The organism is Simkaniaceae bacterium (genome assembly GCA_021734805.1).
In the GTDB taxonomy this organism is placed as follows: domain Bacteria; phylum Chlamydiota; class Chlamydiia; order Chlamydiales; family JACRBE01; genus Amphritriteisimkania.
Window position 1 is genome coordinate 1 of sequence record JAIPIG010000009.1, and the last position, 24,226, is coordinate 24,226.

The following is a 24,226-nucleotide window of genomic DNA, read 5'->3' on the forward strand; positions in this document are numbered from 1 at the left end:
AAACGCTCGATAGAGATATCAATGCAGCTAAGAATATTTTAACCGTCGGGCTGGCGGGGTTAGCCTTTGGAGAGAGTGGAAGACTCGGCAACAATAATTTGTTGCAAAGCTGTTCTCTGTGAATTAGGAATCCCCTGGCCTTAGCCATGGGGAGCTGTCAAAAGTGGTATTAAAAGTGTGAAACTCGCAAAAATACTTATTTAACGTTGTATTTTTTCATCGTTTTTTTTTATTCTTAAAAAAATTAGTGATTTATCTAGGGAGAAAAATCAATGAATTTCAAAACAGGTCTTATAGCGACACTATTGCCATTGTGTGGCTTTTCAATGACTTTAGATGATCGAGTTTCAGAACTCGAAAAGAAAATGGCAATGACATCAACGATTACTGAAATGGGAAATAGGGGGGCAAATAATGCGACAGCCTATCCGGAAAATTTATCAAATGGGTGGCATGCCGAAGCGGGATTTCTCTATTTGCATCCCAATGTTCAAGGCAATGCCTTTGCAAGCAAAGACAATTTGCAATTAACAAGTTTATCTTCAAGTAATAATACTTTAAGACATGATGTAATCACACAAGATTTTGGGTGGAATTGGGGACTTGTTATCGGAGCCGGATACATTATTCCAAATTACAATTGGGATATTGCATTGGATTATACCTATTTTACAGATTCCTCTACGACAAAAACAAGTGCCGGTTTGAATGGGGTTATAAGCCCAATTCGTTCATATCCTAGTTTGGCAGATTTTGAACCCTTTGATAACTGCTCAAGTGCTAGTTCAAATTTTAAAATTTCACATAATTCTTTGGATTTAACAGCTGGATCATCGCTCTTTACCAATCGCTATTTTTCTCTTCAATTTTTGACCGGACTTCGTTCCCACTGGCTTGATTTAACTCAAAAAATTTATTATCTTGGGGGAGAACAACTCGGCACAAATGATTGGAAGGTGAGTGCTTCTTCCAAATTTTGGGGAATGGGCCCATTAGCTGGGTTTAATACACGATGGTGGATTGTAAAAGATTTTAGTCTCTTTTCTAATCTAACCCTTTCTTATTTATATGGCCGGTTTGAGGTGACAGATAATCAGTCAAATGCTGAAAACGGTTATTTTGACTATGCTACGTCAAATTTACATCAAGGGGTGAATGAATTAGATGCTCTTTTAGGGCTTTCATGGGGAAGATATTTTAACGATCATAATCAATATATTAATATCAGCTTAGCTTATCAGTATAATTATTATTGGTCTGTGAACCAAATGATTCGAAGAACCCCAACTGATTTCGCTGTTTATGCTTCAACAAATATGAATGGCGATATGAACATGATGGGAATTGTAGGTTGGATTCGGTTCGACTTTTAATTGATTAAATAATCTCCCCGAATTGGGGAGATTATTTAACGTATAAGGACTATTGGTTATCGATGGTTGGGTTGCTTGGAACTTATCCCTTAGGGGAAAAGATTGCAGCTTACCCCTCGATTTAAATCTAAGACCTTTAAAATGAAGGTTTTTACTTCAGTTTCTTTTGACCCCTTTTCTCAATTGGGAAGAGGGGTTTTCTTATATACAGTATAGAAAAATATTTTTGTTCAATAATCTCTGTTATTTTAATTTATAATTAAATATTTAAAAATAATTAGAATATAATTAGATGATTATGCCATTAAAAAATGCTTATTCAGTTACTTTTGGTTTCATAATAGCTCTTTTGTTGATGGGTTGTATGCAATCTCTAGAAGCAACCTATTCCGCTTTTAATGATTTGCGTGACCAAGTCGCAGAACTAGAAGCTAAGGTCAATGAGTTGGTTCAAAAAAATCAGCTAGGGACAGAGGGGGCTCATCTTCCTAGTGGATATCCTCAGTTAGTAGAAAGTAAGAATATTTTTATCTATATTGACCCACTTATCGTTCATGCTAAAGTCAATGGAACGACATATGCCTATACCTCGACCGGAAATGCAAATCAGTTACCCATCAGAGCTGATTCACAGCAAATTAAATTTGGTTGGAATGGAGGTATTCGTTGTGGAATAGGGTATTGGTTTCCTAAAAAGGATGTCACTCTCGACGTATCATATACTTGGATAGAGTCAAATGCCTCTCAAAAGGTGCAAAGTGGGATACTAGGCTCTGTAATGCCTCTTAAAGGTGTAACTATTCTTGGGCAGGGGGTAAATTGGGCTAAGTCTTATTGTTCAGTTGAGCAGGATACAATTTTAGCAAAAGTTTCAAAAAGCTATTTTGTGAGCCCAAGTGTGATGTTAATTCCATATGGTGGATTAAAAAACACTTGGATAGATCTTGAGCAATGGACTCAATATTTTGGTGGTACAAATTTGAGTAATAACGTGCTACATGTTCGCGACTCGAGTGATTTTTGGGGGATTGGTCCTGCAATAGGCGCCAGTGGTAAATTATACTTGGGAAGAAATGTCTATTTAATGGGGGATGTAAGTGGAGCCCTGCAATACGGACTATTCAGGATCCAATATGATGAATCTCAAAGTAATCTTAGTGCGCAACGGATCAAAATCAATGAGTCATTTCATCAATTTGCACCTAATTTTGAAATGAATTTAGGGGCAGAATGGTCTACATATTGGAACCGGCATCGCAACTATTTTAGCATAGGTGCGGCCTATCATGTAGAATATTGGTTTAGTCAGAACCAGTTCATCGATATTTTACAAGAAAATGCAAGGCGTTATTTCAATCTTTCTGAAGATATCAGCTTTCACGGTTTGGAAATCTATCTACAGCTTGATTTTTAGAGGATTAAGAAATCAGAACAGCTTTTATCAGATGAAGACTCAGTGATGGTAGCCGAATCAATATTGAAACTAAAATTCCTTAAACCATCTAATATTTGCTCTGCTTCCTGGAGAGATCCTTGAACGAGAATTTCAACCGAGCCGTCAGGCATATTTTTTGCATAACCTTTAAGGTTTAATTGTTTGGCAATTCGTCGTGCCGTAGCACGAAAGCCAACTCCTTGAATGTCTCCGGTGATTTTTAATATCAACATAATAGCCTGAATTTTGGGTTTATTACAGCGCTTGATCCACCGATATTGTGAGAAATGAGGGCTAAGCGAGAATTAAAGGTTCTCCTTCAAGTTTTTGTTCAAGTGAATCCCAGTCAAACGCATCTAAAATACCCTCAACTTCCGAGAGATCTTGAATATGATTTAATTGGTTTCTCAACATTTTTGCATTTTTTGCGTCTTTTAAATACCAGCAACCAATGCGTCTAATATCTGTGATTGCTTTTTTAGGAGGCTGTGTTTCAATGATTTTTGTGATGTGAAGCATCACAATTTCTCTAATAAAAGATCCCGTTCTAAGAATGGGAGGTTTATTTTCTAGATAACGAATAATATCCTCAGCAATCCATGGATGACCTAAGGTCCCTCTTGAAATAAGCACGCCATCACATCCCGTTTGCTCAAAAATTTGTTTAGCTGCTTCTGGTGAGAAGATATCCCCATTCCCAATCACCGGAATACGGTCGGCAACAGACTTACATTCTTTAATGACATTCCAATCTGCGGGCCCTTTATACCCTTGCTTTCGAGTTCTTCCATGAATAAAAATTGCTGCTGCGCCAGCTTGCTCTGCAATGCGAGTAATTAAAGGCGCTACGATGCTATTATCGTCCCATCCTGCCCTTATCTTAAGTGTGACAGGGATAGAGACGGATGAAACCAGTTGATGCAAAATTTCGCCAATTAAATCGGGAAATTTGAGTAAACCGGAACCACTATTATCTTTTGTTACTTTATCGACCGGGCAACCGCAATTGAGATCAAGAACATCAAAACCAAGATCTTCAACGATTTTTGCTGCGATCGCTGCATATTCAATTTTACTTCCAACTAGCTGGGCCCCGATGGGATGCATATCATGTTCATATTCCAGCAATCGATATGAGTTTTGGTCGTGGCGAACTAAGGCATCCATTTTGACCATTTCACAAAACATTAAACCGGGAGAAAATAATTTAGAAATTGAGCGGAAACAAAGATCTGAACAACCGGCTAATGGGGAGTACATCACATTATTGGGAAGAGTTAGATTGCCTAACTTTAATGGTCTATAAAACATATTTATCCGATAAGGGTGACAATATAAATTAAGATGCGTTCCATAATTTGAAGAGCAAAAAAAGCAATGATTGGGCTGATATCTAAAACACCGCCAATCGGAGGGATAATTTTTCTGAAAACGTTGAGATAAGGGTCAGTATAAAAGGCAACGAATTGCATGATTCGATATCGAAAAATATTGGGGAACCAAGATGCCACAACTCGAATAATCAGGAGTAGTGTATAGCTGCTGAAAATGATTTGAATTAATCTAACTAATATAAGGTCCATAGGGTGTCTTAAAAAAAGGGTGTCAAAAAAACATCGACTTTGCAACTTTTTGTGGGTCCCAAGGCCTTGAGATAGTTCTTTTCGGAGCAGGCAGCCCCACAAAAAGTTGCAAAGTCGAGATAAATGAGACAATTTTACATCAAACTTGAATTATAATCAAAAAAAGAGTGGATGTTGTTTACAAGCTTGCGCTATCTTTTTTATACTCAGATGAATTAAAAAACCACCTCGATAAATAGAGGAGCTCTATTCAATGAAAGTTTTATCATACTCAGTCGAAGGGAAATTCTTTCGTTATGTGGTTATTCAGAAAAAGAATAAGGATTTTGTTATAGAAGTGGCTGAGTCTATGCATTTAGATGCGCTAGAGCAGCAATCTAGTCGCATTGGCAAAATGATCAGACAAGAGAAAAATCTAACCACGGCAACATCTATTTATTCTGATAAGCTATACTGCAACCATCTTTCCTTTCCTTTGAAATCACACAGGAAAATTAGATCCGTTCTTTCTTTTCAACTTGATAAGCTGCCGTTTAATAGAGAAAATGGGGTTTTTAATATTAGATTGTCTCCTTTTAAAAATGGAGCAACGGATGTTTTTGTGTCCGCTATTCATAAAGATTTTTTGAAAGATGTGATCCAAACTCTATCTAAAGTGCAATTAGAGCCGGAATGGGTTGGATCGGATTTCCAATCCCTCAAGAGATTTTTAAAGTGGAAGGGGTACAGTGATTGTCATTTAATCCTTCATGTAAGTCATGACCAATCTGTTCTTTACTATTACAAGAACGATAGTTCTGTAAAGCGATTTTACATTCCAATCGGTGCCTCACAAATGAGTCAACTCATTGTAAAGGAGCAAATTAAAGAATTTAATCAAAAAAACATGCTCCAATTCCTACAATATTTCGACCGATATATTGATTCAATTCAATCAGAGAATAAAAATAAACAAGCATTATCTCTTTTTCGGACCGGCTATGCTCTTCAAGTAGGTGCTTTGACTGATCGACCTAATATTGCTTTATTCGATCAGTCTCGTGATGTCAGAGATGCTTTTTATGCGCGGGAAATTGGTCAAGCTTTGGATGTTTTAGCAAAAGATAAGATGACTATTCAATTTCGAGAAGGGGAGTATACTCCGGTTGTACACACTAGGAGGATTCGAAAACAATTACTTAGGATACTGTCACTTGCAACTTGTTCTATTTTAATAGGCTTTTTATCATTGCATGTTTTAACGCAAAAAAAATTAGATTCAATGAGCAAAGAATTTAACCATATTCTTTTGTTAACTCAGAGAAAAAACCCGGCCTTTGAGAATTATAGTTACATCTCCCTTAAAAATGCTATTGAAGATCTGACGGATCAGTTTGAACAAACCAAGCCTTTTATGAATGTATTTGGCAATCAGCCAAAAATTTTGAATGTTTTAAGAATTATTTCCGAACATAGCAATGAGTTTAATCCTCAATCAATGCTTTCCCTTAATTTTGATTTGATTTCATTTCCGACATTGAAAAACCCTTCTCTTCCTTATGAATCTAAGATTGAGATTTGCTTAAATGAAAAGAAAGATGCTGAAATTCTAATCCAAGTGTTAAAGTACAAATGTCAAAACATAAAAAACATTTCTATCGAAGAACATGATGAAGCAATTAAAGTTCAATTTTACACAGCTTAAATGGATAAATTGGAATGAGACTTTCTTTAGAAAGGAGTTATATGTCTATTTGATCGGTCTATTTTTCGTATTGGCATCTCTCCTAGTCTATAAATCTAGCCAGGCATTTTTATCATACAGAGGGTTGTCATCGGACTTAGAGTATTTGCAATCATTGGCATGCAAAGTAATAAAAGAAAATGAGATCAAAACAAAGTATGAGCACTTTCTCGAATCGACAGATTCTCGCTATTTATCAATTGCTATAGAAAAACATATTCCCTTCGAGTCGGAACTTCAATTTTTAGAGGATGTTACTAGTTTTACTGCATTTAAAGGGTATAGGCCTATCTTAGAAAAAATGGCTAGTTTTATGAATGGAATCGATTTATTTAAAATAAATGAAGAAAATAAAATTAAGGTTGGCGGATTTTCAGAAATATCGGGCCATTTAAAAAAACCCGTTTTAATCAATACATCAGATCTCAAACGACTTCTTGTTGCAATTGAGGGGGGGGGCATTGATGATCTTCACCCTTACCGTGGGCGACCGGACTTATTTTTTAAACATTTTGCATTAAAAAGATGCAAAGACAGTTTTCACGAAGATGCATATGAGATTGATTTTACCTTAATCAAGAGAGATCTTGATAGAGGGTGAGAATGAGGTGGAACCGGTATAACTTGTGCCGTTATCTCAACTTTGCGAATTTTTGGGCCCGCCTAACTCGTCTATTTGCTCTCGGACGGTCGAACTGGGAGATTATTAAAACCGGGGAAGGGGTAAAAAACCCATTCCCGGTTTTAATAACTCCCTAGAGAACAAATATCTCGAGTCCTTCGGGTCCAAAAATTTGCAAAGTCGAGGTTACTGCAAAATTCGATTGAGCCAATCTCTTGACTTACTTATAATTTTGGCATGATGAAAGCAGTTTTATATTTATTCATAGCAAGCTCAATTTTTTTTATTTCGTGTAGTCATAAAATTCAGACGACAAATGAATCGCATTTAGCTGTGATTCGAATTGTTGATCGACATGATATGACTGAGACAATTAACGCACCGGATCGTCTCGCTTCATATGAGAAAATAGATTTTAGATCCCCTCAACCCTATAAAGAGGTCATGCGCTCATTCAAGCGCGATGCATTAGGTAGGCAAACCGGGATTTTAACAAGCTACCATATTAATGGTCAAATCAAGCAACAGCTTGAAACTGTTTCATCTAGAGCACATGGAAGCTATTGTCAGTGGCATCCAAATGGGCAATTACATATTGAAGCGCAGGTGATTGAAGGGATTGCTCAACTCAATGAAAATGCTCAATCAACGTGGATATTTGATGAGGTATCTAGGGTTTTTGACCAGCAGGGAAAACTTGAAGCAGAGTTTATCTATGATAAGGGGATATTAGAAGGGGACTCGAAATATTTCTATCCCAATGGGGTCATTTCTAAGATATTGCCCTATGTAAATAATTGCTTGGAAGGAGATGCTAAACTCTATGATAACAAAGGAAACCTCATTGGTTCCTCTCATTATTTGCTCGATTTAAAACATGGGAAAACATTTCATACAGGTTCTTTTGAAACGCCCCCATTTGAAGAATATTATGAAAATGGGAAATTATTGATTGGTGAGTATTTTGATCGGGAACACCATTTAATTTCTTCTATTGATAACGGCAATGGATTCATGCCAATATATGAAAACGGAGTTTTATCCCGTCTCATTGAATATCAAAAAGGTTCACAAAATGGACTTGTTAAAAATTTTAATGATCAAGGTGATATTGAAAGTATTTATTCTGTAAAAAATCTACAAAAACATGGGCAAGAGTGGATTTATTGGTCTCATGCCAACCAGTCACCTAAGTTATTAATTTCTTGGTATAATGATGAAATTCACGGAATCGTTAAGACTTGGTATGAGGATGGATCTCTAGAAAGTCAGAAGGAGATGGCTCATAACATGCGTCAAGGCTTGTCTAATGCGTGGTATCGAAATGGTGATCTGATGCTTATGGAAGAATATGAAAATGATAAGCTGGTTTATGGAAAATATTATAAAAAGGGACAACCACAAGTCATTTCTTCAGTTGAGAATGGGAGTGGTACTGCAACACTGTATGATGAGAATGGGGTCTTTTTAAGAAGAATTTATTATAGAAAGGGTGAAACTGTTGAAAAATAATATAGATATAAGGACCAAAAAAATTGAATTGAGAAAAACATTCAATGCCATCAGAGATCAACTATCAGTTGAAAGACGTCTTCAGGGTTCTTTTGAGTGTGGCGCTTTTTTAAAAGAGAAATTAAAGAATAACCGATATGTTGCTTCATATGGAAGTAGATTAACTGAACTCAATCTTTGGGATTTAAATTTGACTTTATGCGCTTGGGGGAAATTAGTTTTACCCCGAGTCTTCGATGCACATTTTGAATTTTATCATGTTGAGGATATCGAAAAAGATTTAATTCGCTCTGCATTCCAAATTTTAGAGCCTAATCCGGCGCGTTGCAAAAAAGCTGATATGTCTCTTATTGATACCATACTTGTTCCCGGCCTTGCCTTTGATAAAAAGGGGTTTCGTTTGGGGTATGGCTTAGGTTATTATGATCAGCAATTAGCTATGCTTGATGAGAAGTTAAAAATTGGCGTTTGTTTTAAAGAACAGCTCATAGATCAATTGCCTAATGAGCCTCATGATGTTCCTGTAGATAAGGTCTTTTCTTTTTAACTCGACTTGAGTGTTTTTAATCATAAGTGAAATTATTAATCGACTGCTGTTTTTCTGCTTCTTTTAATAATTTTTTAGGATCTTTCAATTTGCAAGTCTTTTTCCCAACGGAATTTTGAGCCGTCACTAATGACCCGGATGTTGCATTTGTCCAAATTCCATATTCGGTTGCCCCTTCATGACAATACCAAATGACTGTAAAAGGGACGTAGGGCCTATTAGCATATAGAAAGACATTTTCCGTATTATAGTACCAGTATAGCTGATTGTTTGCTTCGACTGTTGTCATACCGAGCACATTACCGTTGGCATCGATAACCACAGCATCTAATGTGAAAAAAGAATCATTATATAATTGAAGAGAGTCTGAATGACAAAGGGCCATAAAGCTCAAGATGATGATTAAAAATCGATAAAACATCTTCACTTTATGACCCCATTGATTGAACAAAGTCATTGATTGAAATAGGTTTAAAACCTAGTTAATCAATGACATTTTTATATAGTATCGACGTAAGCCCATTTAAAATCTATTTGACCTGCTGACGAAAGTTCAACGCTTTTCACTCTATTATCTTTTACATAGAGTAAGGAATGGTTAAAAAGAGGAATAACAGGCATTGCTTCTATGATCATTTTTTCTGCATTTCTTAATAGGGTTTCTCTTCCCAATTGATCTTTGCAGATAAATGATGACTGGAGAGATTCCTGATATAAAGGATCAGTCCATTTAGTCGAGTTGTGAATAGATGAATTAGGTGAAAAGACTTCTAAAAAAGCAATAGGGTCAGCAATATCTGAAGTCCAATGGGTGCAAGCTAGATCGAAATCACCGCTTTCAATTTTTTCTTTATAAACGCTTGCGTCAAGTGGTTCAAGTTTCACTAGAACACCGAGCGTTTCAAACCATTGTTGTTGGAGAGCTTGTGCCATTTTTTGGGCATACTCCTCATCAATATAACTCAGACGGATTGAATTGATGTCTTCTTTAGTTAAATCGACTTCTTTTAATCCCTCTTCTAAATAAGATAGAGCTGCTTGAAAGTCCCCATCTTTAAAATAAGGTTCATTTTGTAATCCCATTGACATTGGAACAATGCCGGTTGTTGGTTGATGATTACCCTTCATAATCAGATCAACTAATTCTTGACGATTGATCGCCAAAGCAAAAGCCTTTCTTAACTTAGTCGAAGTTAAAGGGGCTTTTTGTGTGTTTGTTTGAATCCAATGCGTTCCAAGTGCAGGAATTGAATTGAGTAAATGCATTTTCTTTAGTGCATCAATAGAATCGGCAGGGATTGCTGATAAGGGGGCACCATCCCATTGAAGCTCATTGTTTTCAAACATCTTTAATCCGGTATCTTCAGAAACCATCAACATTTCAATCTTTTCTAATTTGACATTGTCATGATCCCAGTAGCCCGGGTTTTTAACGGCAGTAATTTTATTGTGGTGATTCCACGATTCCATCATAAAAGGACCATTTCCAACGTATGTTTCAAAAGAAAATGCCCAATTTTGATTTTTTTTATCGTTTTGTTGGTTAACGGGGAAAAATACGGGTTGAGCTACTAATTTTGTAAGGTAAGGAACAGGATGTTCTAATGTAATAACGAGTGTTTTTTCATCCGGACAGCTCACTCCTAAAAGGCTAACCGGAAGGTCGCCATTTTTAATATCGGCAGCATTTTTAATCACAAATAACTCATGTGCTTTTTCAGCAGGAAAATCAGGTGATAGGACCCTTTTCCAGGAATATGCAAAATCATATGATGTGACAGGATCGCCATTTGACCATTTGCTTGTTCTAATTTTAAATGTATAGATTGTCCCATCTTCAGAAACCTGAACGCTTTCAGCAGCAGCCATCGTTGGCTCATCATTTTTTTTCAGCCTAGTCAGACCTTCCATAAACATTTTTGTAAGATTAATATCTTTCAAACTACGTGCTTGTCTAGGATCAAGCTTGTATGGTTCGGAAACGATATTGATCTTAATCATTTGTTTTGCAGAAGGAGTAACGATCTTTTTTTTCGCGCTTTGATTCGTCGATGATTTACAACTTGGAAAACAAGCAAGCATTGCTCCGAGCAATGCAGAAAATAAAATTCTATTTTGTTTCATAATGCCCCTATTGTAGTTTTCTCTAATAGAAGAACTAAATTCCTACAGATAAAACTACTTGTCAAGATTTTCTTGAATTTTTGGTAGTATCTTAAATTTATTTTCTATACATCAATGGAGGATCAAAAGCGAGAGATTTTTTTATAGGGAATATCGTTGAATTAAAATTCATCAGAATTGTGTTTGAGGCGGTCTTCAAAGATTTTGACAAACAATTGGATATTTTTTTCAGATTCAGTCAATTCTATTTTTTCATCTTCTAAAAATTTATAATTAGACATATGTCTGCGCCGCTCTTCTTTAAAAATTAGGTCAAAAAAGGCATTAACAGATAAAGTTTTAGCTTGTGTATGTTTGCAATGGAAAGCCAGGTGGGCATCGTCAGTGACAATCGTTGTATTTTTGGTTGATTTGATTGATTTTAACATTTCCAAAATATAATCATCAGCGGTTAACCCTTTAGGGGAGAAGATAATTTCCAAAGGAGTCGATGAAGAGACACTAGGAAATTCAGTTGCATTTTCTTCTGAAGAATCAAAGATAATTTTTGCCCTAAAATTAGATTTGATCATATGTAATTTGAGCTCATCAATGAGCTCTTTTCTTTGTTGGCGAAGATTACGAAGGTGCGACTTAACTTTAAAAAGGAGATTATATCCATCAATCCAGTATTCCAAATAGCATTATCCTTCTGCTATTGTCGATAACATCGATTCTAAAACAGGAATCATCTTATCAAAGGCTCTTCTGCGATGAGAGATGCGGTTTTTGATTGCCTCATCGAGCTCAGCAAATGTTTTATTGTAATCGTATTTTATAAAGAGAGGATCATATCCAAAACCATTGCCGCCTCTTTCTTCACAAATTAGATATCCCTCGCAGAATCCTCGAGTAGATTTGACAATTTTTTCACATGTTGCAAGCGCAATTGTGCATTCAAAATATCCTACACGCTCTTTTTCTTGCAGATCTTTTAGTTTTCCAATCAGTTTATTGCGATTATCTTGGTCTGTTGCATCATCACTTGCGTAGCGTGCGCTTCTAATTCCGGGTTCTCCATGCAGAGCCGGAACAACAAGGCCGGAATCATCGGCTAATACGAGCTCATTAAAAGCCTGTGCTGCGTGGAGTGCTTTGATTTGAGCATTTTCTTCAAACGTTACCCCTGTTTCTTCGGGAGGATGATATGAAGGAAAATCCCTTAATGAATAAATATCAAATTCCGGGAATAATGGTTTGATAATCCCTTTATACTCGCGAATTTTATGTAGATTTGATGTTGCAATAATAAGTTTCATCTTTGACCTTAAATCAAGAAATGCAGAGCAATGCAAATATCTTTTAACCTGAGCTGTAGATTTCATTCATTTGATCATAAACAAAATAAACCCTCAACTCAGGTCTTTAGCAAATGACTCATAGGCATATGGTTTTTAGCAAGTACGATCCTCCTACGAGAAACGAGTATTGCAATGAGGCGAATTTAATATAGTATGTAATTTAATACAAGGTTTTGACGCGCTCACATGAATGGGATAAGCATAAATCCTGTAACTTTGCTTAGTTCGACTTTCTAACTTGGACTCGAAGGCCTCGAGATATTTATTCTCAAGGGGATCATCCGAGAACAAAGACCGAGGCAGGCGGGCCTTACTTAAGTCAGTTACAAAATTGAGGCCTAGGATCCCGGTTGGTCGAGGTAGCTCGTAATCTCTTTTACAGTCCAAATTTCATTTTGAACTTGCCTTTGTTCGCCAATTTTTGCGCCTGTAAGAGCTTGGGCAAATTTAGAGTTAAAAGAAAGGATGTTCTTATCAGGATCGGTATCCCAGGGGCCTAAAAAAGTAAACGTTGAAATCTCACCACGATTATTTTCCAGTTTAATAGCTGTTCCTACTCCGACCGTATGTGTTGCAATGTCATCTATTGTGATGATTCTCATTTTGTTCATTTGATCTGATAATAGTTTGAGCTCATTTTGTAATTGTTCTCTTTTCTCAAGAGCAAATTTAAACTCGGCATTTTCCCTAAGATCGCCGTGGCCTCGGGCAACCTCAATCTCCTTTGCATTTTGAACCGTTTCGACGGTTGCAATTTGATGAAGACGTTCTTTAATCTTTAGATAGCCCTCTTCGGTTGTCCAGATCACATTTTCTATGCCATCATCTCGGTATGAAGTTTTTTGTACAAGCACCGGATAGACGACTTCAGCTAGAGAGTTTAAAATCTTAATATCGTGGTCATCTAGAATTTGGCATTTTGTCGCTAGAAGTAAAAGTTCTTTAACTGTTTCAATTGAGGCCGTTTGGAAAATGGTCCTTACAATGGCATAGCGCCCATCTGTAAGTAAAGAATGCATTTTCTTGACTAGATCGCGATGATCTCCATTGCGCTCTAGTAAGTACATCAAGACAAAAAACGTTTCAAAAAAGCGTTCTTTCCCTTTAGTATCGGCATAAGCAATAGAGTCGCTTTCCATAACTTTAGAGAAATACCATAAAAAGGCTTGGGGTGAATGTTGAGGATGATGAAGCATTTCCTCGATTTTCCCATTTAATTCTTCTGATTTTCCCGCTTTAATTAATTGTTGCATGATGTAATCACGCAGAGGGTTTTGAATGGGCGCAAGAAATAAATCAAGGAAAATATGAGCCCAATCATCTCTGATTTGATGGACTAGAGTGAGCAGTCTTTTTTTGAAGGCAATCACTTGAATATCTAAAATGAGAGATAGAAAATCCGAAGCCTCTTGAATGCGTTGGGATATCGTATTTTCATGAGACTCATCCTCACTTAGATCTTTTAGAAAGAATTGAAGTTGTAATTCTTGAGTCGGTGTGATTTCTTTGTGGTTTAAGAGGTCATTGAGTTGTAAAATTAGGACTGATTTGAACTCAGCCTTTTTTAATGCAGCGGGAAAATCTCTCATAAACCCGTATAGAATTTCAATCAATGCATTCAGATCGGGTTTTTTCTCTAGTAATTTCTGTAATTGCTGCTCATGGGAAATTTCATTTTTGCGCAGTTTGAAAGGGGATTTGATCGATTTGGGATTTTCGATCATGGTGTCTTTTTTAAGTTTTGTTCGTGTATTCTGCCACCATTTGTTCCATTCATCTTCCGGAATAACCAGATCAGAAAGCTCATCTTTAATTTCGCTTGCAGTTTTAGGGCCTAAATCCTTGAGTAATAGTTTAATTACAAAAACAGGGTCTTCCTTGGCCTGTTTTTCTAATTCATCCGGGGTTCCGAATCGTCGAGCAAGAAAATGGTCATTAGAGATAGGAATAAGGGTGTTAAAACCGTTTTTAAAAGAGATGTCTTTTAGTCCTGCCACATAATCAAACTCTAAGCTGATTTCCTCTCGAATGAAAGAGACATCCATAATCTCTCCAACACCCCAGCCACCTGTGTGGAAAACAAAATGATGCTCTTTGAGGTGGTTTAATAATTCAAAATGACTGACGGCTCCTTGAAAGTTTTCCTTTTCTCTCAAACCAACTAAGCGCAATTTGTTTGCAAACTCCTCTGAATCACCAAAATAATTTTGTAAATAAAGAATCGTTTTTTCGGCTAAGGCTGCAGAATTTGTCGTTTGGATATCGATAATGAGTTTGAAAATGGTGTGTTTAATCAGTGAGTCGGGAAGATTTTCCCATAGTGGAAAAATTTGATCGACATAAATTCCAAATGAATCGCTTAAAGAGGAGGATTTCAATTCCTCTAGAATATAACACAATTCCTCCGGATCGATTTCATCACAAAGGCAGTATTCTTCCCATAGATTGACAGTAGAAGGAAGATCATTATTTGTGATACGCGTTTTGAATTGTTTAAAATATTCCATTTTCATCCTACTTTGTTGTATACTTTCAGTGAGAAGTGCATTTGTCCATTCCCTAAAAGGAATAAATGTATTTGGTTGCCATCTAGATAAGTCAGAGCTTTAGGAAACCACCTTATTGCCTTTGAATATCTTTTTGAACCAAAACAATAAATGATATTGTCTACGCAAAAAAGTATAGTCCTCGATAGGGTTTTCACACAAGTTGCATATTTTTTTAGGAAGAAATCCGCAACTCACTATAATCATCTCAATTCATGATAATTACTTTTTTTAACTTATATGACACTTATTAAGATAAAATCCGGTTTTGATATCCCAATGAAGGGCGAACCAACAGACGAAATCGATGAAGACCTCAATACAAATCTGATAGGGCATGATGTTTCTAAATATCATGATATCAAATTTAAGCTATTGGTGCATGAAAATGATTTTGTTCACATAGGACAACCCTTGTTGTGTGACAAGTCAAATCCCGAAAGGGTTTTTGTCAGCCATGCCTCAGGGGTTATTTCAAATATTATTCGAGGGGATAAGAGGCGCTTGCACGCGATTGTTGTCAAAAGAGACGCTTCTGAAAAACAAGTGGAATTACCCCCATTAAAGAAGTTGTCTAAGGATACGGTCATTCAGAGGATGTTACAAGGGGGAGCCTTCTTTTTTATTCGTAAGCGCCCTTGTGATGTACTAGCCGATCCTAAAAAATTGCCTCGAACTATTTTTGTGCAAGGGCTTGAATCCGCGCCCTTTCGTCCAAAGGCAGATAGGCATGTCATTGGATTTGAAAATGATTTTGTTTATGGGATGCGCGCTCTGTCAAAAATTGTCGCAGGGAATATTCATTTTATTGGATCACCGGATTCAGAGCTCTTTAAATTGATTGAAAATGTTGAAGTTACGCTGCATTCCGCTATGGGTCCCCATCCCATTGCCAATCCCTCTATTCATATAGAAAAAATTGATCCTATTCATTCTCCAAGTGATGAGATCTGGACAGTACACGTTTCAGATGTGGTCTATATTGGAGCTCTTATGCAAGGACGTATCCATTGCGAGCAACTCATTAGCATGGCAGGTGAAGGGGTTCATTTAAAGAATAGAAAGTTATATCGAGTCAGGAAAGGGGCAGATATTTTGAGTCTTTGTAAAGACAAGTTGTGCTCTGACAGTCAAATAGAGCTTATTGCGGGAGATCCACTGACGGGCCGATCCTTACAACACGAAATGGGCTTTTTAGCGGCTGATGAATATGTTATATCTGCTTTATTGAAATCTCAAAAAAGAGAAATACTCCATTTCATTCGCATAGGAAAAGAAAAACTGACCCTAAGCCGAGGTTATTTGAGCCGATTCTTGAGGCCTCTTCGCCAACGTTTTACGATGACAAATTTATTGCATGGGGAAGAAAGAGCTTTTATTGACGGAAGAATTTACGACCGAGTCATGCCTTTGCGCATTCCTACGATGCCCCTAATCAAAGCGTTATTAGCTGAAGATTATGAAGCTGCTTGTGAATTGGGCCTTTTAGAAATTGCTCCGGAAGATTTCGCGCTGGCCGCCTTCATTTGCCCTTCAAAAATTGATCATATGGGAATTATTCGCAGAGGGCTTAATATTTATGCGAGCCAATATTTAGAATAATCTCCTAGTCCGGCCGTAGGTCGAGCGTCCGAGAGCAAAGACTAAGGTAGGCGGGTCCAAAAAGTTGCAAAGTCGAGATAATATACCGGGAATGGTTCAAGAGCGGTTTCTGTTATCGGCAAAATGAGATATTCTTTTGTGCATGAGAACAATTATTTCTATATCCATTTGCTTTTTTATTGGAATTTTCAGTGAACTCTTGTCACAAGGGCAAGATTTAGAAGAATTATTTAACAACATTAAAATTGCTAAAGATATTGATGCTGATAATGAGCGCATCTTACCCATTATTTATAATGTCAACTCTATCGTAGGCTATCTGAATATGCCTTCGGCGCGGGTTAACCGAGTTGGAGTCACTTATTTAGGGGCGTCTTATCATCCTCCTTATCATAATTTTGGGGCGAATTTACAGTTATACCAAGCGATTGAACTCGCTGTGAATTATCGAGTCTTTAAAGATGTGTTAGAGCCTGTTTTTGGTGAGTGGGGATTTGGAGATGATGCCGATCGAATGGCAAACATTAAGTTTGCATTTTCTCCGGCACGCTCTTTTAATTTTAATCTACCCGATTTAGCTGTTGGATTTGATGACTTTTATGGTTCAAGACGATTTTATTCCATGTATGTCGTTGGAACACAATCGTTAAAAAAATGGAATTTGGAATTATCCTTAGGTTGGGGACAGGGCCGAATGCATGGATATTTTGGGGGGATTGCTTTTACACCATGGCGCTTTTCCGATACGTTTATGCTAAAAGACATCACATTTTTCGCTGAATACGATGCAAATGACTATAAAAACCATCCCGATGAGCATCCTGATGGTCGAGAAGAGAAATCAAAAATCAATATTGGTTTTGCGTGGAATTTATTTGATGCGCTCCAGCTCAAAGTTTCATCCCTCAGGGGGAATAATTGGGCAGCAAGTGCCGGAGTATTTTATAATTTAGGGGACTCGAAAGGGTTTTTACCCAAAACACAGGATCCTCCTTTCTATAGTTCTCCGGTGAATCATGAGGCATTGGGCCCATTGCGTACGGACAAAGAACTTGCTTATGAAATGGCCCTAGCATTTGGGAAACAAGGGTTAAATGTGGCAAGGATCTATTTGTCATATGATGATTCAGGGCGCAAGGTGATGTGGATTCGTCTGATTAATTTGAGATATTTGATGAATCGCGATGCAAGAGAAAGAATACAAAATATTTTAGCAGCCCTAGTTCCCGAAGACATCTATTCGATTACAGTTGCGCTCGAAGAAGGTTCCTTAATTGTCCAAGCATATACCTATTTAACTAGAGATTTGATTGCCTATCAAAAGGGCGATATCTCGGAATCCGAAATGAGGATTTTAGCTCCTATTGAAGAGGTTCATCTTGAGCCTAGTGAGTTCGATGCTGCCTTATTGTTTAAGCGAAATAAAACACTCTGGTCTTTTTTAATCCGACCAAGATTGTTATCTTTTTTTGGAAGTACAACAGGAAAATATAAGTATGCACTTGGGCTGATTGGAGGACCTCAAGGATATTTATTTGACTCTCTTTATTATAAGATGCAACTTTCTTATAACATTCTTTCAAGTCACCAAGATGTGGGGGATACTGATATATATAATCCCTCTCAGATGCTTAATGTAAGGTCTGATTCAATTAACTATTTTAAAGGCAACACGGTCTCTTTAGAAAAATTGTATATTCAAAAGGGGTGGAATTTTGGGAAGGGCGTTTTTTTTAGAATGGCCGGGGGATATTTTGAAAGTGCCTATGCAGGCGTAGCATCTGAGGCCTTATTATATCCTGTCAATGCGAATTGGGCCGTTGGTCTTGAGGCAGCAACTGTATTAAAGCGAGAATATGACGGGCTTGGATTTCAGTACAAAATTAGAAAACTCAATAATACAACACCCACTTATGTCCCGTTTGTAGGCTATCAATATTTTTTAGATTACTATTACTATGTCAAGCCGCTTGACATAGGGGTTAAATTGTGCGCAGGGCAGTTTCTAGCTCGAGATCGTGGAGTGAAACTGACTCTAACGCGCTACTTCCCTAGTGGCGTACAATTCGCATTTTGGATCACCTACACCAATGCTCAGGATATGATTAACCATAGAGTTTATCACGACAAAGGAATTGCATTTGTTATCCCTTTTGATTTCTTTTTACACAAAAATTCAAGAGCGACCTTAGGATATGGGATGTCATTTTGGTTGCGTGATCAAGGGGCTCAAGCAGCTACAGGGAAGCCCCTTTATCCGACGATTAACAATGCAAGGCTCTACAATTAGATTGTTTAAAATCACGTTTGTTCAATCAAAGTAAAAATCAGCGAATGGTATAAATATCCGAGTCAAAAATCAGGCGAAGAGGGTATAGAGAGAATATATCTTCTAGGTGAATACTCATATGTGCAGAGTCAAACTTTTGAGTTGGGCGAAAATCCATCCATTTTTGAGAAATGAAGCACTTGATGATGAACTCATTCAAGAGCTAAATACATTGGATTTACACAATGCGATCGCTTCAGAGCAACTCAATGCCTTACTGTCTTTTCGAAATTATCTTCTCAATACAGCCAGTAGAGAATATGCGCTTCAATCTCATCCAAAAATCCCAAGAGAAAATTGTTTACCATTTGTTTTTCTTGAAAATGGTGACTTCATTCTCAATTTAGGAAGTAGGAAAAAAGTTGGAGATAAAATTGAAATTGAAGGGAGTTCCAAAAAAGTTTTTGAAGTCATTGTCATCCATGAAAATAAAAAAGTTGAACATGGGATTGAATTAGTCCCTTCAATTCATGAAATCAGCACGATGACATTTGAAAATGCTCAGAATTATTTGTTATATGAGTTTTATAATCTTAGGATGTTTCGCGGGCATCCAAATATTGTTCAATCTCTTTTTTTATATCAGAAATATATTAATGAAAATGAAACGGCTATTGTACACATTGAACATGCATACGAGGGCGGACTCGTCGCGCTGTTTTATAATACGCTTCCACTGGTTCTCCAGGATAAGGGGCTTCAATTTATCAAACAATTCATTTCTGTCTTCTTTGGGTATCTTAGGGGGCTTGTTGCAGTCCATGAGAAGGGAGTTCACGGTGACGTTTCGCCTTCAAACATTTTTTTTAAAAAAACTTCAACAGGGTTTTTTCAAGGAGTTGTTTCAGATTTTGAGGGGTTTGCCCTTGGGAAAAAAACAGAAGCTAGATTTTTATGTAATCAGGAGATTTTACAGCCGCCTGACGCTGATGGGTTCTTTACATTAGAAGATGATATTTTTATGTTGGGCACTTCCATCATGTTGATTCGAGATCGATTCATCTTTCAAGTTGTTCAACGAATGACTCACGATGAGAAAAAAGTCGAAGAGATTGCTCAGCAAATGCGTGATAAAATTTTCAATTTAATTGGAGTCAATGAGCTCATTGAAGCAATGAGGGATTCAAAACGAGAAAATAGGCCAACTGCTCAGCAAGTCTTCAAACACTTTCAAGATTTAATGGGAAAATTCAATATCCCGTATGATCTCGACTTTTTGAGCTCTTGACCCACCTCGTTGAAAAAAGATGATCGGAGGTATGATTTTTACGTAAGATGAGTTTTAATGGCCAAAAAAATCGAACATATGACGATACGCATATGTGAAAATAAAACTGGCCCCGGCTCTTTTAATGGACAAAAGGGATTCATAAAATATTTGATGTGGGTCAATGATACCTTGAGAGGCTGCTGCAATGACCATGGCGTATTCTCCGGAAACGTGATAAGCCCCCACAGGAATATGAGCATTTTCTTTCATTTTTGAGAGGACGTCTAAATAGAGCGTTGCTGGCTTGACAAGTAGCATATCGGCCCCTTCTTCTTGGTCGAGTTTTGTTTCGAGTAGCGCCTCACGTATATTTGCCGGATTTAATTGATATGTCTTCTTATCCCCAAATGCTAAATTGACTTTGACTGCATCTCGAAATGGGGCATAGAGCGCTGAAGCATATTTAGCCGTATAGGCAAGGATCGATGTATTGATAAAACCTGCATTATCGAGGGCAATTCGAATTTTTCTAATGCGCCCATCCATCATATCGCTTGGGGCGACGATATCAACTCCTGCCTCTGCAAAGGTTAATGCCTGTCGTATTAGAATATCTACTGTTTCGTCATTTAAGATTTCTTGATTTTGAGAAATAATTCCGTCATGCCCATGTTCAGTAAAGGGATCAAGAGCAATATCAGCGATGAGGCAAATTGAAGGTAGGGCCTTTTTTATGGCACGAATAGCTCGTGGAATAAGCCCTTCAGGGTTATACGCTTCATTTGCCAAATGAGATTTTTTAGTTTGATCAAGGGCGGGGAAAAGGGCAATTGTTTGAATTCCTTTTCGATGTACATGTTCAATTTCTTCAATCAAGGTATCAATGGTGTAGCGAAAAATGCCGGGCATTTTTTCGATGGGTTCTATTTTATCTTTTCCATCGATCACAAAAAAGGGGGCAATGAGGTCTTTAATATCTAATGACGTTTCTTGTAACATCGAGCGAATAATAGGGTTTTTCCGGTTTCTTCTAGGTCGAATTAACATGATTATCCATAAAAAATAGTTAGAAAAATTTTATCACCGGTTTTAAAATTATGCATCTTTTTTCTATTCAGAAGGATATACCGCTCGTGAATCAAGAGTTGTTTTTTTTGTCGCCGGCATCCCCGCTTGGTCGATTTGACCTCGCCTCTGCCTATTGTCAATAGCGCAGCGGCTCGGGTCAAAAGGCCTTCGGCGCGCCGGCTTCTAAAAATTCCAACCCTTGAATCACTCCCGGTATATCTTAATCTTTCTTTGTATAAAATATTCTCTTCGGCATAATCTAAGACTCTATTCTATATGTAGAGTTCTGCGAACAAAGGTGTTTTAAAATGCTTGAAAATTATGAAGAGTTTTCAGAGAGCCAAATAAAAATATTAGAGAAATTTGTCTCTAATACATCGAGTAATGTCTTTGCTCTCAGAAATTTACCTGAGGTTATTAAGGGGGCTCTTTTTTCTCGCTATTCGAGATCGTGCTTAGGACTCCGCTCCCTACTTTTAAAAGAATTTATTCTAAATGACGAAACGGCTTTCCAAGAAATTACCAATCAAAGAGAAGGTCAAGGTCAACAAGATGATCAAGTGGTGGCAATTAAAAAGGCTCAAAATTTTTATGATCGCATTTTAGATGGATATGGCGATGATTCAATTGGTGAGTTAGGTGGTGCCCACCTTGCTTGTGAAAATGTCTCTATGCTTGCTGCAAAAGAAATTGAAGATTGTAGGATTGGCGGATCGCCTTTAGAAAAATCGACACGCTATATTTATTTCGATCAGAAGGTAGACGGCGATTATTTGTTTTATAAAGAGCAGGCATTAATGACTTCCGCATATCGCGAAGAGTATTTGCAAACATGCCAAAATTTATTTGAGACATATGGGGCTTTAATCCCCCCGTTAACGCAACAAATGGAGCAAGTCTTTCCTAAAGATGAGTCGATTTCTAAGGTAGCCTATACAGCAGCCCTTAGAGCAAAAGTTCTAGATTGTATCCGGGGCTTACTTCCCTCATCTACGTTGACAAACTTAGGGCTTTTCGGCAATGGACGATTTTTTGAGACGCTATTACAACGCTTATCTTCTCATAGCCTTCTTGAGTTTCAAGATATAGGACATAAGGGCTTTGAAGAGCTCTCAAAAATTATTCCTTCTTTTGTTCGCCGATCACAGACAACACATAAGCACTATACGGGATATGTCCGCTTCAAAGATGAGATGCAAAAGAGACTAAGAGAGTTAACTGAATTTCATACGGAGAAAATTCCTCAAAGTACAAAAGAGGGGGTTCAACTCATTTCATATAGTGAAGATGCTCCCAAAACGCTTGCAGCTGCCCTTCTATATCATTACTCACCTTGTGCTCTTAGTGATTTAAAGGCCTATGCAAATGGAATGACCGAGTTAGAAAGAGAACAACTATTTGAAACAGTATCCGCAACTCGTACGAATCGCCGACATAAATCACCCCGTGCTTTGGAACAGGTTTATTTTACATTTGATATTTTGGCGGATTTTGGAGTCTACAGAGATCTTCAAAGACACCGAATGCTGTCTCAAGAACGACAGTTGTTGACCTGTGATTATGGTTATTATGTCCCAAAAGAGGTTGTCGGAACTCCCATGGAAAAAGTTTACTGTGATGCTATAGAACAAGCCAAAGCGGTATATGATAAAATTTCAATTGAATTTCCTGAAGAAGCCCAATATGTCGTTCCAATGGCATATAATATTCGCTGGTATTTCCACATCAATTTGAGAGCGCTTCAATGGATGTGCGAGTTGAGGTCATCTCCACAAGGGCATCCAAGTTATCGTTTAATCGCTCAGGAAATGGCGCAGCAAGTTATAAAAGAGTTTCCTGAATTTGCCCCCTTTTTCAAATTTGTAGATTTTGAAGGATATGATTTAGGGCGATTAGATCAAGAAATCCGCACTGAAAAACGATTGAATGAAAGGCAAATATTCTCATGAAAAAGATAGAGAGAAAGGGAAGCGTCTTTGGTGGGATGCTTTTAATTGGAGGAAGTTGCATTGGATCGGGGATGTTAGGCTTGCCTATCCTCACCGGTTTTGCCGGATTTTTCCCGGCGTTGTTAATGTTTGTATTTGCTTGGGCTTTTATGACGACGACAGCTCTTTTTCTCGTCGAAGTGAATGGTTGGTTCAAGGGGCGGGTTAATTTTATTACAATGGTTCAGGAGACATTAGGGCCATTAGGGCGTTTCGTTTGTTGGATCACGTACTTACTGTTATTTTATTCACTTCTCGTTGCCTACATTGCATTAAGTGGCCAGCATTTTTCCTCAATACTTGATCTTGTATTGGGTCGTACTTTGCCCAACTTTTTAGCGTCGATCTTTTTTGTCTTCGTATTTGGTTGGTTGGTTTTAATGGGGACAAGATATGTTGACCTCTGTAATCGCTGGTTGATGCTGTTTAAAATCGGCTCATTTTTAGTTCTTGTTAGTGTTGGTGTGTTTAGCATGCTCCCATCTCGCCTTTTGCATGCAGATGTCAATTATATGTTATTTGCGCTTCCCATTCTCGTCATTTCATTTGGTTTCCATAATATGATTCCGAGTTTGCATTATTATTTGAATGGGGATGTCAAGCGAATGCGTTGGGCCATTATTGGGGGATCCCTTCTTATTTTTGCAGTTTATATTATATGGGAAGTCGTTGCACTTGGCATCATTCCCCTTCAAGGGGAATATGGAATTATTGAATGTTTTAAAAATGGCTTGGATGCGGCAAAAGCGATAAAAAATATAGAAAAAGTGCAAACAATTGGGGTTTCTGCCCAATTCTTGGCGTTATTTGCGATTCTAACATCTTTTTTAGCCCAAACTTTAAGTTTGGCTCACTTTTTAGGAGATGGTTTAAAAACTAAAAATCGTGACTCCATTGGACTTATTGCACTTGCATTACTTCCGCCGCTTGTTTTTGGGATTTTTTATCCTAAGATTTTTTATGCTGCCATAAACTTTGCAGGGGGAATTTGCGCAGTGATTTTGTTTGGTATTTTGCCCGCTTTAATGATTTGGAAAGGGCGTTATGAGTTTAAGAAAGAGTCGATGCAACTCGTTGGAGGGGGTAAACTGCTTATTTTTGGCATTGCGTTATTTGCAGCGTTTATCGTGTTATTTCAACTTTCTAATATGATAGGATTGCCATTTTTCAAGTATCCATAAAATTGATCTGATACCAATGATAAAAAATAAATTCATAAATTTA

At 37.4% G+C, this 24,226-nt stretch carries 20 protein-coding genes; 11 read left to right on the forward strand and 9 right to left on the reverse strand.

The window, feature by feature from the left end:
* The first annotated feature begins 272 nt into the window (after positions 1-272).
* Together K9M07_02700 and K9M07_02705 are read left to right on the forward strand one after the other, a co-directional pair.
* A complete protein-coding gene (locus tag K9M07_02700; GenBank protein MCF7852131.1) occupies positions 273-1,373 on the forward strand; it encodes a hypothetical protein in 1,101 nt (366 codons plus the stop codon).
* A gap of 292 nt (positions 1,374-1,665) precedes the next feature.
* On the forward strand, positions 1,666-2,787 hold the full coding sequence (locus K9M07_02705) for a hypothetical protein (protein ID MCF7852132.1): 1,122 nt from the start codon (positions 1,666-1,668) through the stop codon (positions 2,785-2,787).
* Here K9M07_02705 and K9M07_02710 read toward each other — a convergent pair.
* From K9M07_02710 to K9M07_02720, 3 genes are all read right to left on the reverse strand, one after another.
* On the reverse strand, positions 2,784-3,041 hold the full coding sequence (locus K9M07_02710) for an acylphosphatase (protein MCF7852133.1): 258 nt from the start codon (positions 3,039-3,041) through the stop codon (positions 2,784-2,786). The genes K9M07_02705 and K9M07_02710 overlap by 4 nt on opposite strands.
* Before the next feature lie 61 nt (positions 3,042-3,102).
* A complete protein-coding gene (dusB, locus tag K9M07_02715) occupies positions 3,103-4,119 on the reverse strand; it encodes a tRNA dihydrouridine synthase DusB (GenBank protein ID MCF7852134.1) in 1,017 nt (338 codons plus the stop codon).
* A gap of 2 nt (positions 4,120-4,121) precedes the next feature.
* A complete protein-coding gene (locus tag K9M07_02720) occupies positions 4,122-4,391 on the reverse strand; it encodes a YggT family protein (protein MCF7852135.1) in 270 nt (89 codons plus the stop codon).
* Between the two features lie 253 nt (positions 4,392-4,644).
* On the opposite strand from K9M07_02720, the gene K9M07_02725 reads away from it, so the two are divergent.
* The 4 genes from K9M07_02725 to K9M07_02740 all read left to right on the forward strand — a co-directional run bounded on the left by K9M07_02725 (position 4,645) and on the right by K9M07_02740 (position 8,795).
* Positions 4,645-6,075 carry a hypothetical protein gene (locus K9M07_02725; GenBank protein ID MCF7852136.1) on the forward strand — a complete coding sequence of 477 codons (1,431 nt, stop codon included), beginning with the start codon at positions 4,645-4,647 and terminating at the stop codon, positions 6,073-6,075.
* A 154-nt stretch (positions 6,076-6,229) separates the two neighbouring features.
* Positions 6,230-6,715, forward strand: coding sequence for a hypothetical protein (locus tag K9M07_02730; protein MCF7852137.1), 486 nt, complete (start codon positions 6,230-6,232; stop codon positions 6,713-6,715).
* Between the two features lie 261 nt (positions 6,716-6,976).
* A complete protein-coding gene (locus K9M07_02735) occupies positions 6,977-8,248 on the forward strand; it encodes a hypothetical protein (protein ID MCF7852138.1) in 1,272 nt (423 codons plus the stop codon).
* On the forward strand, positions 8,238-8,795 hold the full coding sequence (locus tag K9M07_02740) for a 5-formyltetrahydrofolate cyclo-ligase (GenBank protein ID MCF7852139.1): 558 nt from the start codon (positions 8,238-8,240) through the stop codon (positions 8,793-8,795). The genes K9M07_02735 and K9M07_02740 overlap by 11 nt, the downstream gene beginning before the upstream one ends.
* A 16-nt stretch (positions 8,796-8,811) precedes the next feature.
* Here K9M07_02740 and K9M07_02745 read toward each other — a convergent pair whose 3' ends face one another.
* The 5 genes from K9M07_02745 to K9M07_02765 all read right to left on the reverse strand — a co-directional run bounded on the left by K9M07_02745 (position 8,812) and on the right by K9M07_02765 (position 14,772).
* Complete coding sequence (locus K9M07_02745; GenBank protein MCF7852140.1) at positions 8,812-9,216, reverse strand: hypothetical protein; 405 nt, start codon at positions 9,214-9,216, stop codon at positions 8,812-8,814.
* A 77-nt stretch (positions 9,217-9,293) separates the two neighbouring features.
* On the reverse strand, positions 9,294-10,919 hold the full coding sequence (locus K9M07_02750; GenBank protein ID MCF7852141.1) for a peptide ABC transporter substrate-binding protein: 1,626 nt from the start codon (positions 10,917-10,919) through the stop codon (positions 9,294-9,296).
* Positions 10,920-11,080: 161 nt separating this feature from the next.
* On the reverse strand, positions 11,081-11,596 hold the full coding sequence (locus K9M07_02755) for an NYN domain-containing protein (protein ID MCF7852142.1): 516 nt from the start codon (positions 11,594-11,596) through the stop codon (positions 11,081-11,083).
* Positions 11,597-11,602: 6 nt separating this feature from the next.
* Complete coding sequence (gene rdgB / locus K9M07_02760) at positions 11,603-12,217, reverse strand: RdgB/HAM1 family non-canonical purine NTP pyrophosphatase (GenBank protein MCF7852143.1); 615 nt, start codon at positions 12,215-12,217, stop codon at positions 11,603-11,605.
* A 380-nt stretch (positions 12,218-12,597) separates the two neighbouring features.
* Positions 12,598-14,772, reverse strand: coding sequence for a GreA/GreB family elongation factor (locus tag K9M07_02765; protein MCF7852144.1), 2,175 nt, complete (start codon positions 14,770-14,772; stop codon positions 12,598-12,600).
* A 312-nt stretch (positions 14,773-15,084) separates the two neighbouring features.
* On the opposite strand from K9M07_02765, the gene nqrA reads away from it, so the two are divergent.
* The 3 genes from nqrA to K9M07_02780 all read left to right on the forward strand — a co-directional run bounded on the left by nqrA (position 15,085) and on the right by K9M07_02780 (position 19,964).
* A complete protein-coding gene (nqrA, locus tag K9M07_02770; protein MCF7852145.1) occupies positions 15,085-16,407 on the forward strand; it encodes an NADH:ubiquinone reductase (Na(+)-transporting) subunit A in 1,323 nt (440 codons plus the stop codon).
* A 142-nt stretch (positions 16,408-16,549) separates the two neighbouring features.
* Positions 16,550-18,697 carry a YjbH domain-containing protein gene (locus tag K9M07_02775; GenBank protein MCF7852146.1) on the forward strand — a complete coding sequence of 716 codons (2,148 nt, stop codon included), beginning with the start codon at positions 16,550-16,552 and terminating at the stop codon, positions 18,695-18,697.
* 118 nt (positions 18,698-18,815) lie between these two features.
* Complete coding sequence (locus K9M07_02780) at positions 18,816-19,964, forward strand: hypothetical protein (GenBank protein ID MCF7852147.1); 1,149 nt, start codon at positions 18,816-18,818, stop codon at positions 19,962-19,964.
* Between the two features lie 54 nt (positions 19,965-20,018).
* Here the strand turns inward: K9M07_02780 and hemB are convergent, their stop codons facing one another.
* Positions 20,019-20,993 carry a porphobilinogen synthase gene (hemB, locus tag K9M07_02785; GenBank protein ID MCF7852148.1) on the reverse strand — a complete coding sequence of 325 codons (975 nt, stop codon included), beginning with the start codon at positions 20,991-20,993 and terminating at the stop codon, positions 20,019-20,021.
* Positions 20,994-21,322: 329 nt separating this feature from the next.
* On the opposite strand from hemB, the gene K9M07_02790 reads away from it, so the two are divergent.
* A complete protein-coding gene (locus K9M07_02790) occupies positions 21,323-22,963 on the forward strand; it encodes an FAD-dependent thymidylate synthase (GenBank protein MCF7852149.1) in 1,641 nt (546 codons plus the stop codon).
* Positions 22,960-24,183, forward strand: coding sequence for a tyrosine transporter (locus tag K9M07_02795; GenBank protein MCF7852150.1), 1,224 nt, complete (start codon positions 22,960-22,962; stop codon positions 24,181-24,183). Before K9M07_02790 ends, K9M07_02795 begins: the two co-directional genes overlap by 4 nt.
* Positions 24,184-24,226 lie beyond the last annotated feature (43 nt).